At 55.1% G+C, this 15,464-nt stretch carries 17 protein-coding genes and 2 pseudogenes; 13 read left to right on the top strand and 6 right to left on the bottom strand.

The genetic code is table 11. The annotated features are described in order from the left end of the window. Nucleotides 1–67: 67 nt before the first annotated feature. Both KDW_RS29090 and KDW_RS29085 read left to right on the top strand, forming a co-directional pair. Nucleotides 68–1,180 (top strand): L,D-transpeptidase, encoded by a 1,113-nt coding sequence (locus tag KDW_RS29090; protein WP_162005721.1) that lies wholly within the window; start codon nt 68–70, stop codon nt 1,178–1,180. A 194-nt stretch (nt 1,181–1,374) separates the two neighbouring features. After that, nucleotides 1,375–1,599, top strand: a complete 225-nt coding sequence (locus tag KDW_RS29085; RefSeq protein ID WP_162005720.1) for a hypothetical protein — start codon at nt 1,375–1,377, stop codon at nt 1,597–1,599. A gap of 36 nt (nt 1,600–1,635) precedes the next feature. Here KDW_RS29085 and KDW_RS29080 read toward each other — a convergent pair whose 3' ends face one another. Then, complete coding sequence (locus tag KDW_RS29080) at nt 1,636–2,145, bottom strand: tetratricopeptide repeat protein (RefSeq protein ID WP_151759402.1); 510 nt, start codon at nt 2,143–2,145, stop codon at nt 1,636–1,638. 43 nt (nt 2,146–2,188) lie between these two features. Continuing rightward, nucleotides 2,189–2,713 carry a DinB family protein gene (locus KDW_RS29075; protein WP_162005719.1) on the bottom strand — a complete coding sequence of 175 codons (525 nt, stop codon included), beginning with the start codon at nt 2,711–2,713 and terminating at the stop codon, nt 2,189–2,191. Nucleotides 2,714–3,027: 314 nt separating this feature from the next. On the opposite strand from KDW_RS29075, the pseudogene KDW_RS29070 reads away from it, so the two are divergent. Beyond that, nucleotides 3,028–3,765, top strand: a pseudogene (locus KDW_RS29070) (zinc ribbon domain-containing protein); the annotation flags it as partial. 32 nt (nt 3,766–3,797) lie between these two features. Then, a pseudogene (locus tag KDW_RS29065) lies at nt 3,798–4,672 on the top strand (sigma-70 family RNA polymerase sigma factor). A gap of 304 nt (nt 4,673–4,976) precedes the next feature. On the opposite strand, the gene KDW_RS29060 reads toward KDW_RS29065, so the two are convergent. The 4 genes from KDW_RS29060 to KDW_RS32070 all read right to left on the bottom strand — a co-directional run bounded on the left by KDW_RS29060 (nt 4,977) and on the right by KDW_RS32070 (nt 7,268). After that, a complete protein-coding gene (locus tag KDW_RS29060) occupies nt 4,977–5,726 on the bottom strand; it encodes a class I SAM-dependent methyltransferase (protein WP_151759399.1) in 750 nt (249 codons plus the stop codon). 50 nt (nt 5,727–5,776) lie between these two features. Beyond that, a complete protein-coding gene (locus KDW_RS29055; protein ID WP_151759398.1) occupies nt 5,777–6,409 on the bottom strand; it encodes a tetratricopeptide repeat protein in 633 nt (210 codons plus the stop codon). 60 nt (nt 6,410–6,469) lie between these two features. After that, on the bottom strand, nt 6,470–6,784 hold the full coding sequence (locus KDW_RS32075) for a hypothetical protein (protein ID WP_162005718.1): 315 nt from the start codon (nt 6,782–6,784) through the stop codon (nt 6,470–6,472). A 118-nt stretch (nt 6,785–6,902) separates the two neighbouring features. Then, complete coding sequence (locus KDW_RS32070; RefSeq protein WP_162005717.1) at nt 6,903–7,268, bottom strand: hypothetical protein; 366 nt, start codon at nt 7,266–7,268, stop codon at nt 6,903–6,905. 383 nt (nt 7,269–7,651) lie between these two features. On the opposite strand from KDW_RS32070, the gene KDW_RS32065 reads away from it, so the two are divergent. The 9 genes from KDW_RS32065 to KDW_RS29015 all read left to right on the top strand — a co-directional run bounded on the left by KDW_RS32065 (nt 7,652) and on the right by KDW_RS29015 (nt 15,236). Continuing rightward, nucleotides 7,652–8,023, top strand: coding sequence for a hypothetical protein (locus KDW_RS32065; RefSeq protein WP_162005716.1), 372 nt, complete (start codon nt 7,652–7,654; stop codon nt 8,021–8,023). Continuing rightward, nucleotides 7,947–8,570 carry a hypothetical protein gene (locus KDW_RS29040; protein ID WP_151759396.1) on the top strand — a complete coding sequence of 208 codons (624 nt, stop codon included), beginning with the start codon at nt 7,947–7,949 and terminating at the stop codon, nt 8,568–8,570. The genes KDW_RS32065 and KDW_RS29040 overlap by 77 nt, the downstream gene beginning before the upstream one ends. A gap of 28 nt (nt 8,571–8,598) precedes the next feature. Beyond that, a complete protein-coding gene (locus tag KDW_RS29035; protein ID WP_151759395.1) occupies nt 8,599–9,003 on the top strand; it encodes an NUDIX hydrolase in 405 nt (134 codons plus the stop codon). Between the two features lie 178 nt (nt 9,004–9,181). Next, nucleotides 9,182–9,388, top strand: coding sequence for a hypothetical protein (locus KDW_RS29030; RefSeq protein WP_151759394.1), 207 nt, complete (start codon nt 9,182–9,184; stop codon nt 9,386–9,388). Between the two features lie 202 nt (nt 9,389–9,590). After that, on the top strand, nt 9,591–10,076 hold the full coding sequence (locus KDW_RS33350; protein ID WP_198925664.1) for a phytochrome family protein: 486 nt from the start codon (nt 9,591–9,593) through the stop codon (nt 10,074–10,076). Next, the gene (locus KDW_RS33345; RefSeq protein WP_198925663.1) at nt 10,076–10,414 is read left to right on the top strand and encodes a GAF domain-containing protein; all 339 of its coding nucleotides are present in this window, start codon (nt 10,076–10,078) and stop codon (nt 10,412–10,414) included. Before KDW_RS33350 ends, KDW_RS33345 begins: the two co-directional genes overlap by 1 nt. Beyond that, a complete protein-coding gene (locus KDW_RS33340) occupies nt 10,405–11,826 on the top strand; it encodes an ATP-binding protein (protein ID WP_198925661.1) in 1,422 nt (473 codons plus the stop codon). Before KDW_RS33345 ends, KDW_RS33340 begins: the two co-directional genes overlap by 10 nt. A 1-nt stretch (nt 11,827) precedes the next feature. After that, a complete protein-coding gene (locus KDW_RS29020) occupies nt 11,828–12,283 on the top strand; it encodes a response regulator (protein ID WP_151759393.1) in 456 nt (151 codons plus the stop codon). Nucleotides 12,284–12,290: 7 nt separating this feature from the next. Further along, entirely contained in the window at nt 12,291–15,236 is a 2,946-nt protein-coding gene (locus KDW_RS29015; protein ID WP_162005715.1) for a PAS domain S-box protein, read from the top strand. Nucleotides 15,237–15,464 lie beyond the last annotated feature (228 nt).

Genomic DNA, 15,464 nt, shown 5'->3' with positions numbered 1-15,464 from the left:
TCCCTGTATGTATATGAGCAAGCAAGGATGTCTTTTCACTAATCATAATTTGCAAAGGATATTACATATGTATATCAAGCAAAACATTTCTAAAACCTCTATGCAACGATCACGGTTATCCTCCCTGCTCAGTGGATTGGTACTTTGCCTGGTGCTCAGCGGTTGTCAGATGGCTACTGAGACAAAAGCTGCGCCAATACCGACACCAACACCCACGCCGGCCATTAGCGCCAGCTTACAGCAACAGGGGACGCAGGAGCTTCAGTCGCTACAGCAATGGATCAACACCATGAAACAATATGGTGGACAGACGGATACTTATCAACAGCAATATAATAGCGACCAGCAAGCACTACAGAACGCCAGAACAGCCACCACCTACCAGGCCGCGTTAGACACCACCCGTGGCCATGTTGAAGATATCAAGATGCCCGCGATCAAGGTCGAGCAGCAGAGCCTGCAACAGCAACTCCAGACACAGGCCGCCGCCTGGGAGAAGGATCATCCACACCTCGACACCTTCAACAACACCACCTACAAAATGGGCTTTGAATACGACGACCAAACCGGCATCGGCACCTGGATCAAAGACGACGTTTCAGCCGCCAAAACCTTCGCCGACTACCAGCAGATCGTCGAAAACACCAAAATGTACCTCAACAACTTCAAGGCCATGACCCAGAACGCCGGCGACAAGACCGCGTACAACCAGCCTCACCAGGCCGACATGGACCTGATGAAAACCTACGGCAAGACCGATGGCCGTGTGCTGGTCGTCTCACTCGGCGAGCAATCCATGCGCGTCTACGACAAAGGCACCCTGATCAAATCCTTCCTGGTCACCACCGGCCAGCCCGACAAACCCACCCCTCCAGGAAGCTGGTGGGTCGAAAGTCACCAGACGCACATCACCTTTAAATCCATCGCCCCCAAAGGCGATAAATACTGGTATCCCGACACCCCCATCAACTACGCCATGCAATATCATAGCGACGGCTACTTTGTCCATGACAGCTGGTGGCGTGCCGAATACGGACCCAACACCCAGTTCCCGCACCAGGACGTCTCTGGCGACACCGCCGCCGACGTCGGCTCACACGGCTGCGTCAACATGTCCAAAGACGACGCCCACTGGGTCTATGACCACGTCCAACTCTTTACCGGCATCATCATCTACTAGTACCGGCAGCCTTCAAGGCCAATACGTTTCGGTGAAGCGCATTTGTGACCATAAAAAACATGGTGGAGAAAAGCAGCGGATCGTCCGTGGAGAGGGCGCCACACGCGGAGGCCGGCATGCGGCGTGATGGTGGAGCGAGGGGCTCAACGAACATCGCATGCCTGTGGCGCCTCCACCGAGACGGATCCTGTTTCGTGATCCTCTTCGAGAAGGTACGGGGAGGATCCACGCGCTCTCCAACCACGTTGCTGCGCGAGCAGGCGACGGCACACACGATCCCTGTAGGCGCCACAGCACTGCGAAGTCGTGCTTGCACGCTGGCCTGCGCAAACGCAGCAGTGCGGCCTCCGCGTGTGGCGCCCTCTCCACGTACACATGGCTTGCTGGTCACGTCGAATCTTCTCTCAACATATCGCTAAGTGAAAAGTATTAGCCTTCAAGGCTGCCGGTACACTTTATTCCCAGCTTTCGTCGAGGTGTTGGGTATAATAGAGCAGGCCGCGCTTGAAATATTGGAGTTTTTCGTCGGAGGTGGTTTCGAGCAGATTGGTCAGGACGATCTCCATGGCCTCTTTGTAGTTCTGGGTGTTGTAGAGGGCCATGGCCAGGAAGGTCTGGATGGCTCGGTTGGCAGGAAACTCTCTGGCACCCCGGCGCAATATTTCAATCGCTTTGTCATATTCCCCCATGGCCCGATAGGTGCTGCCCAGGCCCATTAAGCCCCGTTCAAGATCTGGTCCGCTCAGGCCCTGTTCAAAGGACCGCAGGTAGTAGCGAATGGCATCCTGTTCGAGTCCCATGTTGTCGTGGTTCACCGCGAGTTGATAGGTGATCTCGGCATTATCTGGATCGGCGGCACTCAGCTCTAACAGGCGCGTGCGGGCCTGCTCCAGGATCACCAGGTCCTGCCTGGCGCGTCCCTCTTCACGCAGTTGGATCGCTTCGTCTAATTGTTCTCGCGTCATTGCTATGTATCAATTCCTCTCTATACTGCTCGCTTATGCAAGTCTATTGCATGAGTTGTTCGATCCGGGCACAGTGTTCTTCTTCGTGGGAGACCAGGTCGCGCACAATGCTGAGCAGGGTCTGGGTGCCATAGGTTTCGTGCTGGCCGCTGCGCTGCCAGTCCTCGGCAAATAGCTGGCGTAGCACGGTGACAAACTCGATGCGGCGTAGCGTGAAGAGCGTCATCGACTGGTGGATGTCGCGCTGCAGATAGCGCGCCACCTCGGCCCAGCGCCGCTCGTCAAAGGAGACCAGTGGAGCATTGTCCCGGGATAGAAGCATATAGATACGCGTGGTGACTATGTCGTCCACGGCCCGCATGTGGGCAAAAATCTCCAGCACCGTCCACTCCCCCGCAGCCGGACGATACAGAAACTTGTCCCGCGGCTTATCGGTCATTGCCCGCACCAGTCGCTCCGGAATCGCCGCCATATGCTGTACCAGCGCCACAATCTCTTCCTGGTTATCGTACGCCATCGCCAAAGTCCCTTTCACAAGAACGCGTCCATGTCTACATGAAATAGCCATCGACGCCAACCCAAACATCCCGGCAATTGTACTGTACCCACCCGGAGAACGCAAGCGCTTATCTTACCCACTCTGCGGAAACAAACTGGTCAAGAAAAGTGGAACTGATCACAGACAAAGCGACACAGCTTGATTAAAATGTATAGTATAACTCTATGTATATTATTGGATAGACACACACATATAATCCATCTATAGAAATATGCATGTACAGGGGGGACGGTGGGAATGACAAAAAGTTCTGGCCAGCACTCGCTTGAAATCGATTGGTTGATGCCACAGACACGTGAGATCCTTTTTCATGCCGGCAAGAGGCCAGGCAGGCCGGGGCCGCCTCTATTCAATTGGAGCATCTCCTGCTAGGGGTGCTCGCTGAGGGCAGTAGCCATGAGGCAACGCTGCTAAAGAATTGTGGCTTAGATGTGGATACGCTGCGCGCCCATATCGATGCCGTCTATGCCAATACTCCTTTGTCCAGGGAAGATGATCCCCCACTCTCGCGCCAGGCCGAGGAGTGTGTGCAGAACGCCATCGCGATGATCACCTATTATCTGACCCGCCATCGCCCATCCGCCAAAGTCGCACCCAACCAACTCATCCTCAGCATCATCGCCCATCCCGGCAACCTGCGACTCCAGACGGCCTATCCCATCCGAGTCGCCACGCTACGCCAGCAGCTCATCGCCGACATGGAACCCGAATTCTTACGCCATAGTGATAAACTGCTGTTATCCCTACGCTCCCAACCTGCCAGAGCATCCCAGGAACGCCATACTGAGATCCATCATAAACACCATACCAGCCAGGAGAATGCAGTCGACAAAAGCGAGCTGACCTGTAGTGCCTGCCAGCAGCCTATCCAGGCCGCCTGGAAATATTGTGCTTATTGCGGCCACCAACCCGCCAAAATCTGTCCTCACTGCTCTGCCCCTCCGTGGCCGGGGCCAGATTCTGCATCGAGTGCGGCCATAAACTCAATTAAGGCACCCACGCTGTCACATCAACCAGGGCTGGCTCGTCACTACTATAACACAACAAATAGGGCCGATTGAGACCACACTATTTCAGCAAGGGAGCTTGTTTTATGGATAAAAGTATATCGAGCAAAGAACATGAATGGTTAGGCGAGCAGTTCGAGAGCCATCGAGGACATCTCCGGTCCGTGGCCTACCGCATGCTCGGCTCCTTGAGCGAGGCCGAGGACGCGGTACAGGAGTCGTGGCTGCGCCTCAGTCGCTCTGATACCAGCGAGATCGAGAACATCGGTGGATGGCTCACGACCGTGGTTGGACGCGTCTGCCTCGACATGCTGCGCTCCCGCAACTCGCGGCGCGAGGAACCCCTGGATGAGTATACGCCCGAGCCGACAACGAGCGCCGAGATCGATCCCGAGCAAGAAATACTGCTGGCCGACTCGGTCGGGCTGGCGCTGTTGGTGGTACTCAACACCCTGACTCCTGCTGAGCGGCTCGCCTTCGTGCTACACGATCTCTTTGCCATGCCATTCGAGGAGATCGCGCCCATCGTGGGACGCACCGCCACCACCACCCGGCAACTCGCCAGCCGCGCACGCCGCCGCGTACGGGGCACAGACACCGAACAGGACACCGATCTCACCCGGCAAGGTGAAGTAGTCAAAGCCTTCCTCGCCGCCTCACGAACCGGTAACTTCGACGCCCTGCTCGCGTCCTTGATCCAGATGTCGTGTTCCGCGTCAACCGTGCAACCAGGACCAGAGAGGTCCATGGTGCCACAGCCGTCGCCAAACAATTCTCAGGCCGTGCCCGAGAAGCACAGGTTGCACTCATAGATGGAGCCATCGGAGCCGTCGTAGCCCCACTTGGACATCTGGGACTCGTCTTCAAGATCACCATCACCCACAACAAAATAGCCGAAATCAACGTCATCATCGACCCCGAACAACTCAGCCAGCTCGAACTGGCAATACTCGAAGAGTAGCGGCAGGTCTTGTGCCCAATACGTTTCGCTTAAGCCCAGAGACGGTTTGATCCCTAGAGGAGATGAACGAAAGTAGGTTCGACCCTTTGGGTCGATTGGTTCCCTGCATACTATCCTTGCTTGACCATGAGTAAGCTATGCCATGTTAGGCAATGCGTTCGTGTGGGGGGAGACAATCGACCCAAAGGGTCGAACCTACCATTTGTATCTTTCTTGATCATTTTTGTATGCGTTGCTTCATGATCATGCCACCATTGTAGCCATTCCATCCATAACCGAAATGTATTAGGTCTTGTGCCTGCCGCTACGTGAGGGGGCGCAGGTGGGCGCGGAACTGCATCGCCTGAGAAAGCGGGACCCGGGCTGTCCAGGTGCCGGTATCATAATCGAGGGCCCCGCCAGCTTCTATATGCTCCAGGATCAGCCCTGTACCTTCGAGCAGCAGGCGCAGATCCTGGGGCGAATAGCAGCGCAGCGATTGGGTGACGCGCTCACCGGGCTCCTGAGGTGACCACCAGTGATCGAACAACCGGCATGCGTCGGCGTCAAAGTCATATTGGCGCACAAAGGTAGCGCGGGACATCTGACGACCCGCAGCCCTGGCCCAGTACCACGGTGTATTGATATCAATCAATGCTGTTCCAGTTGGAACAAGCCAGTCAGCAATACGCCGGAGGAGCACACGCTGATCCTCATCGCTGCCAACCCCAAAGCCATCCCAGTAGCAGACAAGATCAAAGGTCTCTGCAAGCGTCAGCGTATAAAAGCTTCCCTCAAGTACGCGTAGACTCCCAGGATCCGCCCGGGACGCCAGGCTGCGCGCATGGGCGGCGCTCCCGGGAACAAGCTCGATAGCCGTAACATCATGTCCACACTGCGCGGTCGCCTGCGCACTCTGACCACCACCGGCCCCAATCTCCAGCACCCGTCCCGGCTGTCCATCCAGAGCAGCCGAAATGATATGGGCCCGCTCACGATCCTGGTCCGCCATGGGACCACTATAGACACGCGCTAACTGATCTTGCCGAGCGTAAAAAGCTTCAATCCATTCCATTGTTTGATCATCCTTCCTCTGCTTAAAATCGACCGCAAAGTAGGCCAGATCTACGCGTTGACGGTGCCAACATCAACAGGACAGAGTGGGCCGACATTCGCGTGGTGGAGTGGAACCAGGGTCAGGTCATTATATCTAAAGGCTACGTGTTCGGTACCGTTGACATTCTGATACCAGAGCAGGTCATAATTCCCCTGAGGAATTCCTGTGAAGGTGAAATCTCCATTGGCGTTCATGTCCGTCTTCAGCGTGGTGTGGTCCCAGAGACTAAACATTTGATCACTGGTCATATGGCCACGCAGGCCCTTGACGAGCGACATGCGAGTAAAGTGCCGGTCTGGCACGTCGTTGACAAAATGGCCCGTGACATTTTGCGGCTGCTTCAACGCATTGTGGGCATTCTTGCCTTCGGTTGTATCAGCAAAGTCTTTGTCGAGCCGTTGATAGGTAGTCACCGCCATGCTGCACGCGTTGGTCAGTTGGTCCTTGCCAACATTCCAGAGGGACGTGGCATCCAATCCCTTCACTTCTTTCTGGCAGGCCGCATCACAATAGGAAAGCGTTAAGAGCTTGTCGAAGCTCTGCATGGCATCACTATATTTACCCTGCTGGAAATTCTGCTTGCCAATGGCTACCCTGGCCTGTACTTCACCTTGATGCGCCCGCTGCAACTGATCGGTCACAGTCGGGAAATCTGTGTAGACCGTCGTAAACCGGGTGAGGCCTGGGTATACAACCCGGCTTTATTCAGGGCCAGTCCCCATGAGGTGTAGGTGCGCGCTAACGCCTGACTGTCTGGTTTTTTTCTCGCCGGCCAGCGTATATTGATCGATCGCGTCGTGCCACTGCTCATGATTTTCAAAGTAGCTCCCCTGCAGCATATGCAGGTTGGGTTGAAGCACATAGGTGAGAAGTGAGCCAGCGAGCAGGACCACAATACAGAGAATCGAGACGATGCCGCGTGCCATGTTGGTGGAGAATGCGAGGCGGCCCCGCGTACGCCCGACCAGACGATCGGCAGGAGCAGTCCGATGATCAACGCGACGATACCAACCCATGCGGCACCGGCGGCCCAATCGCCTCCCCCCAGAAAAAAACAGATCGCTAAAACGATCACGATCAATACAATGCCACCGCTATATGCCCATAACGGCATTGGTCGCCCCATATTACTGGCTAGCGGCGAGGGAGCAGTATTATGCGCTGGTGGCGTCGGCCACTGATTGGCCGTCGTGTTCCCATAAGTATCAAAATACCCCCCTGTCGGTGGTGGGGGCGGCGGCGGCGCATAGCTCGCGCCAGACATATACGCTGGCGGAGGATAGTCTGCTCCCGATTGAGGAGGATAATTCGGCGGCGGCGGCGCATAGCTCGCTCCCGGCGCTCCCGCATAGGGCGGATAACCGGGCATATTCGGCGCTGGCGGATAGCCCTGCGGGGCAGACCCGCTCCCGATGAGCGCGATGGCATGGTGGGTCCATTATTATCTTTATTCATCTCAAATGGCGTTAATGGTTGTTCATTATCATGAGAAGAGTCCATTCCTGATAAAACCTCCATGTGATCGGATAAAAGAAAAGAAAAATACCTTTACGGGTGTATGACGTGTGCCTGAATAATGGGTAACGCTGCAAGGAAGTTCATCTTATCACATTCAAATTCATCTCTAATTGGTTATCATAACAGCTTACACAGAATTATAACTGTGAAATGGTTCACACTCTAAAAAAGTGTCACGAGCAACCATCCAGTGTCGCCCGACTTGCCTGATTGTGCGATACTTAAGAAGGTAAAGTGAGAAAGGATAGACTGAAAGATGGATCTTCAACTATTAATCAAGGATGAACTGCAACGCTGGAATAATCCTTATCCACTGGAACAGATTTTTCGGACGGCGGATCCAGCTGCGGTAGTGGAGCAGATCGATGCGTTCTGTGCGCGCGAGTTGGGTAGCGGATCGCGGATACGCTGTTTTATGCGCTCAGTATTGGCGTGGTCTGTGGTCTCCAGTTGCAGAATGGCACACAGATCGTGTTGAAGTTGCTGGTCCCACCGCCTCACTGGCACATTTGCAGGATGTGGTACGCGTCCAACACTATCTACTGTCCGAGGGCTATCCCAGCACGCGTCCAGTCTACGGCCTGCACGACTGCTGGATGGCGTGGCGCTGGTCGAGGAGTTCGATGATCAGGGTGAGTATCATGATGCCCATGAGCCACAGTGGCGGCAGAAGATGGCCGAGTTGCTGGCCTGGCAACTACAATTATTGCGCCAGCCGGACCGGATTGCTGGCATAGATGTACGGCATTTCGATTTCCGCCTGCACCCGGTACACTCTGGGGCAGGCCGCACAGCAATATCTTTGATTTCGAGGCCACCACACAGGGAGCCGAGTGGATCGACGAGCTCAATAGAGCGGCCCGAGCGATCATGGATCATGGTGCCGGCCAGTTACTGCTTGGTCACGTGGATTGGAGCGCCAAGCATATCCGCTATCTCGGACAGCGAGCCCACGTTGTCTATGACTGGGATAGTCTGAACCTGAACAAGGAACCGGTCCTGGTGGCCCATGCAGCCATGACCTTTACCTACATTCCCTTTTTGCCGGATGTCGCCGACTCACCAACCCGTGAGGAATCCCTGGCCTTTATCGCGGACTACGAGGTGGCCCGTGGCTCGGCCTTTAGCGCCGCCGAGCGACAGACGCTGGGAGCCGCCATGACCAGTACCATGGCCTATGGTGCCCGCTGCGAACACAGCCTGGCACCCACTGAGCGCAACTATCCAGCCGGCAGTCGCCGCGCTATCCTGGCCCACTACAAAAACGGATTTTTACACGCTTAACACAGCAAGACACGACAAGGATGCAACTATGTCACGAACACGCGGAGCCGCCGCAGTCTTACGCAACAACAATACAGAAATACTCCTCGTCCTGCACCACTGGCGCAAAGGCGGATCCTCATGGATCCTGCCAGGAGGTGGCCTGATGCCCGGCGAACATCCCAGTGATGCCGCGGTACGCGAGCTAGCCGAAGAGACCGGACTGCACGGCAGGTTGGTACGCTTCCTCTTCACCATCCCCTATGATATCGGCATCTCCTGGACCTATCTCGTCGAGGTCGAGCCAGATGCCCAGATCAGCCTGGGCCATGATCCCGAGGACATCAAATCCAAACACAAAATGCTCCAGGACGTAGCCTGGTTTCCCATCGCAGAGGTTGCCCACTATCCTGAGATCCAGAAAGTTATGCAGGCCCTGCAACACATGCCATAAAAATTGCGCTTTTTACCTGTCGCTGTACCAGGGTTGCAAAAAGCTGTTGTGAAAAAAAGCAGCGGATCGTCCGTCGAGAGGGCGCCACACGCGAGGCCGGCAGGCGGCGTGATGGTGGAGCGAGGGCTCAACGAGCAGCGCATGCCTGTGGCGCCTCCACCGCGACGGATCCTGTTTCGTGATCCTTTCCGCACCGGTACGGGGAGGATCCACGCGCTCTCCCACCACGTTGCTGCGCGAGCAGGCCACGGCACACACGATCCGTGGAGGCGCCACAGCACTGCGCGTCGTGCTTGCACGCTGGCCTGCGCAAACGCAGCAGGGCGGCCTCCGCGTGTGGCGCCCTCTCCACGTACATGACGCTACGCCATACAGTCACCATTGACGTTTTTGCGCGTTCTTTTTTTCTCATCCTTTTTCTATTTATCAGCTTGCTTGCTGCTCCTGACAGGGAATATACTCTAAACATATATCAACCAGCGCAAAACTCCGCCATTCAGGCTATGTATATGTATAGGAGGAAATTAGCGATAAGGGAACAGGTATATGCAAGAGCAACACGCGGCACTGGTGGCCGATCTGACTCAATGCGACCGGGAACCAATCCAGGTTCCCGGAGTATTCAACCACATGGGGTGTTACTGGTTCTACAAGAACCAGACTTTGTGATCCTTCAGGTCAGCGCAACAACACAAGAGATACTCGGTATAGCACCGGAAAGTCTGCTGCATGTTCCACTCAGCATTCTTCTCGATGCTGATCAGCTTATGTCATTCAAGGCCTCGCTTACCCGGGTAACGTTAGGAAATAGTCCACTCTATCTGTTTACGATGAAATTAAAGGGCCAGAAACACCTTTTTGATGGCATCGCTCACCGCAACAATGGTTTCCTCATTCTTGAACTAGAATGCGCGCCCGATGTCGCATCATTTCAGGCCAAACAACAATTTTCACCGGAGATTTTTCACTCTATCCAGTCAGCCTTCACCAGACTTCATCAGGCTGCGACGGTAAACGGTTATAGTCAGATGATCGCGGAGCATGTGCGTGACCTGACTGGCTTTGACCGGTAATGGTCTATCGCTTTGAGGAAGATGGCCACGGCATAGTAATCGCGGAAGACAAACGCGACGATCTGGAAACCTATCTACACCTGCATTATCCGGCCTCAGATATCCCACAGCAGGCGCGCCGCCTCTATCTGCTCAACTGGCTACGCCTGATTGTCGATGTCAACTATCAACCGGCCCCGATCATACCTGAGCTTAATCCTGCCACAGGCAAGATACTCGATATGAGCTATGCGGCATTGCGCAGCGTTTCACCCGTCCATGTCCAATACCTCAAGAACATGGGGGTCCAGGCCTCGATGTCGATCTCTATTGTGCGTAATGACCGGCTATGGGCCTGATCGCCTGTCATCATATGACGCCACACTTCGTGTCCTATGGTCTGAGATGTGCCTGCGAAATTCTCGGACGCGCCATGTCGCTACAACTGCCAAACGTGGAGGCGCAAGAAGATGCCAGCGAGATCATCCAGGCGCAAAAGGTACAGGCCACGCTGATTGAACTCCTCTCTGGCGAAGAAACATTGATTCACGGTTTGACCAGACATATGCCCACCGTGCTCGACCTTGTGCCCGCAGCGGGGGCCGCAATCTGTATTGACGAAGACACTCATCTGCTGGGGAAAACGCCACCGGCACTCGTCATCAAGAAAATCCTGGACTGGATTCTGAAGCAGCCAGAACGTGAAATATTCGCCACCAGTTCCCTCTCCCATCTTTATCCTGAAGCCAGGCCATGGCGAAAAGAGGCCAGTGGGGTTGTGGCCCTGCTCCTCTCAAAGTCCCACCGCCAGGCCATCCTCTGGTTCCGCCAGGAAGTCGTTCAAACCATCGAGTGGGCGGGCAATCCCGATAAACCCGTTAAGATAGATGGACAGGAAACCCTCACACCACGTAGCTCATTCGAGGCCTGGAAACAGACCGTGAAAGGCGTGGCCCATCCCTGGAAACGGAGTGAAGTGGATGCCGTCCACGACTTTCGCAATGCCTTGCTGCACGTCGTGCTGCGCAAATCTGAAGAACTGGCACGTGTCAACGCGGAACTTGAACAGAGTAATGCTCAATTAGATATTTTCGCCGATATTGCCTCGCACGACCTGAAAGAGCCACTGCGCGGCATCCACAACTACGCCCACTTCCTGATAGAGGACTATCCGATTGGCGTTCCATTGGATGAGGAAGGCATTGCCAAACTGCAAACATTGATCACCCTGACCCAACGGATGGAAGACCTGATTAACTCGTTGCTCCATTACTCACGACTGGGCCGGACCGAACTGGTGCTGCAGGAAACAGACCTCAACGAGGTCGTCCACCAGGCATTGGAGATGCTCCATCTACGGCTACGGGAAACCGAGACCCGCGTGAAGCTTCCCGCTCCACTGCCCGTGGTCTTCTGTAATCGCGTCTCTATGGGAGAAGTCTTTTATAACCTCTTAAGTAATGCGATGAAATACAATGACAAGGCCGAAAAATGCGTGGAAATTGGCGTCCTCCCCTCCAGGAAACCAGGCAAGGTCCCGCCAACCTTCTATGTGCAGGATAATGGCATCGGAATCTCACCCGAGTATTATGAGTCGATTTTCAGAATGTTCAAACGCCTGCATGGACGCAGCGAATATGGCGGTGGCACCGGAGTTGGACTGACCATTGTTAAAAAAATCGTTGAACGGCATGGGGGAAAAATCTGGCTGGAATCAGAGGAGGGAAAAGGCACGACCTTTTATTTCACTTTAAGTCCAGAGGTGAAATAATATGAGCCAGCACAACACAAAACATACCATCCTGGTAGCTGAAGACAGCGAGGAAGATTTCATCACCCTGACGCGCCTATTCAAGAAATCAGCCATGCCCTATCGCCTGTTCCGCTGTTCCAGGGGAGAGGAAATATTAGATTTCCTCTATCAGCGCAATGGCTATGCTGCCCCGGGAACAAGTATGACACCATCGCTGATCTTACTCGATCTCAATCTGATCGGACTGGATGGGCGCGTCGTACTCTCACGCATCAAAAGTGATCCATGTCTGAAACATATCCCGGTAGTCATTATCACCACGTCATCAAGTGCCCGAGAAATAGAGCGCTGTTATCAGGAGGGGGCCAGCGGTTATTTACTCAAACCAGTCAACCTGGACCACTATGCGGCCGCACTCAACAACCTGCTCAAGTATTGGTTTGAGACCGTCCAGTTGCCAGAAGCGAAAGTGTGAGGTATACATGTCAACAGCCGTCCGAACACGTACCGTATTATTGATCGAGGACAATCCTGAAGACCGGGCTATCATCCGGCGCTATTTGTCGCATGACCCCAAACAAACCTATACCCTCGTTGAGGTGAGCCGAGGTGAGGATGGCCTGCGTGCCTATCAAGAGACGCCACTGGATGTGATCCTGCTCGACTATTATCTGCCAGATATGGATGGGCGCGTATTTTTGGAAGCCCTGCAGCAAAAACAGAGCAGCGCCTTGCTCCCGGTCGTCGTGATCACAGGCCACAAAAGCGAAGACCTGGCTCTTGAATCACTGAGAAGGGGTGCCGTTGAATATATTACGAAAGATGGTCTGACGGCTGAATCCTTACGGCTGGCCCTGCATTCCGCCGTTGAGAAAGGCATACTCCATCACCAGGTCGAAAAAAAGCAGCAGGAACTAGAGCAGACAAATGCTCTACTCAGAGAACAACAGGCACAATTGTGTCTCGCGCTTGAAGCGGCGCACAAGCAAAAGCAGGCCTTCCAGATGATCGCAGAAAATTCACCGGACATCATTGCCCGCATTGACCACAATCTGCGCTACTGCTACGTCAATCCGGCCGCGACAACCATCACTGGCCTGACTGCAGCCGAATTTTCTGGCAAGAACAATCGCGAGCTAGGCATGCCTCCCACACAGGTCGAGGCCTGGGATACAGCCCTGAAGGCGGCCTTTGCGACCGGCGAGATACAAAGCATCGACTTCAATTGTCCTTCTCCCAATGGTCTACGCTGGTTCCAGGCCAAAATGGCCCCCGAACGCGACCAGACAGGAGAAGTGGTTTCCGTATTGACGGTAACGCGTGACGTGACAGATCTCTGGCAAGCCCAGGAGGATCTCCACCGTAGCGAGACACGCGCCCGCCACCTGCTGGAGTCCAATATCATCGGCGTCGCGGTCGCTCAGGGAAGAAAGATTATTGAGGCCAACGATGCCCTGCTCAATCTGATCGGTGCTCAGCGCGCTGAGCTCAATCAAGTTGGTATCGACTGGGTAGACATCACGCCAGTGGAATATAAGCCACTCTATGAGCAGGCGCTTCATGAGTTACAGACCCGCGGCGTCTGCACGCCCTTTGAGAAAGAATACATACACCGGGATGGTAGTCGGGTCCCGGTCCTGCTTGGGGCGGCCACCATCCAGCAGGATCCCTTGCAATGGGTCAGTTTCATGCTCGATCTCACGACACAAAAACAGGTAGAACATGAGCGTACACGCGCGCTGGCAGCATTCCAGGCACTGGCCGAGCACTCCCCGGACGTGATTACGCGCTTTGACGCAGCAACCTTCCGCTTACAATATGCCAATCCCGCCCTCGAACCCATCCTGGGCATACCGGTCAAGAGCATGATCGGCAAGAAATATTGGGATATAGATCTACCACGCGAGCTCTGCACATTCTTTGACCAGGCGCTGACAGAGGTCGTCACCACAGGCCAGCCAACGCAGATCACCTTCGATTTCCGCGACCGCTACTATCTGGCGCTCCTCGTTCCCGAGGAGGACGCAGCCCATCAGCTCAGTTCAGTTCTGGTCATCGGCCACGATATTACAGAGATGCAAGCAGAACATCAACAGACAGAGGAAGCCTTGCAGGCCCTGATTGCCGTGGCACAGGCACTGGTCGCCAGTCCTGAGCAGCCGAGCGAAAACGGCCCACAGGAAACACAGATGTGGGTGCATACGGCCCAACGGCTCCTCAACGTGATTTGCTGCACGTTTAACTGTACAGTAGCACTGATGATGGCACTTGTCCCTGGAATAGAGGTGATCGACAAGATCATTACCAGCGGCTTCGATCCAGCAACCGACCGCTTTCTCCAGGAAAAGATCTGCGGGCAACGCTTCTCGCAACGCTTCGAGGATGCCACGGTTCCGGCCCGCTTACGCACTGGTGAGGTCGTCGCCCTGGACGTCAGTCAGCCACCCTATCGTGAGCAACGGCTGCGCCACGATCTTTCCGCCAGCCTCTTTGTGCCGATGCGGCTTGGCCGGACGCTGGTAGGGGTAATAGTCCTCTACGCGGCCGAACAACTGCACGAATTCACCCCGGAGGAGCGCGTACAGGCCGCCGCCATGGGGAATCTCGCCGCCCTGCTGATTGAGCGCGAGCGCTTCTTCATCGCCCACGAGGAAGCACACGCACGCGAACTGGTAGCTCAGGAGGCGGCCCGACAGATGGACGCCTTTCTCGGCATCGTGAGCCACGAACTCAAAACTCCGCTCACATCCATCAAGGCCAATGTGCAGCTATCCATACGCCAGTTGCAGCGGCTGCATACACAGAGTGTGGACCAGAATCCGATAAAACCAGAGCCACTGGCGTCTATCCTGGAACTGCTGGAGCGAGCCAAACGGCAACTTGACAAGCAGAATCGCCTGGTGAACGACCTGCTCGACATCTCGCGCATCCAGGCGGATCGGCTGGAGTTGCAGGTAAGCCTGTGTGATATGGTCCAGGTCGTGCAAGAGGCCGTGGAAGATCAACGCATGCTCACGCCAGCGCGACAGATCGATCTACATACCTCCGATCTGGAACTGCCAGTCTTCGCCGATGCTGGCCGGCTGGCCCAGGTCGTCACCAACTATCTCACCAATGCCCTCAAGTATTCAGAGGCAGACATGCCGGTCGAGGTGCATCTCAGTATCGAGGGCCAGATGGCACGTGTAGCCGTGAGTGACCGTGGGCCTGGCCTGATGCCAGACCAGTTACAACACATCTGGGAACGCTTTTATCAGGTTGCCGGCATTACCGTCAAAAGTGGCTCAGGCATCGGCCTGGGACTCGGCCTGCATATCAGCAAACAACTCATCGAACGCCAGGGAGGACAGGTCGGCGTCGACAGCATCCCGGGCCAGGGCTCAACCTTCTGGCTCACCCTCCCACGCGCCTCGTCGTCGTCGCCGTAGCAACAGCCCTCGTGGCCAATACGTTTCACTTAAGCCAGGGACGGTTTGATCCCTAGAGGAGATGAACGAAAGTAGGTTCGACCCTTTGGGTCGATTGGTCCCCTGCATACTATCCTTGCTTGACCATGAGCAAGCTATGCCATGTTAGGCAATGCGTTCGTGTGGGGGGAGACAATCGACCCAAAGGGTCGAACCTACCATTTGTATCTCTCTTGATCATTTTTGCAT

Origin of the sequence: Dictyobacter vulcani (assembly GCF_008974265.1) — a bacterium.
In the GTDB taxonomy this organism is placed as follows: domain Bacteria; phylum Chloroflexota; class Ktedonobacteria; order Ktedonobacterales; family Ktedonobacteraceae; genus Dictyobacter; species Dictyobacter vulcani.
Note: the sequence above shows the minus strand (reverse complement) of the source record. Positions and strands in the feature narration are given on the sequence as shown.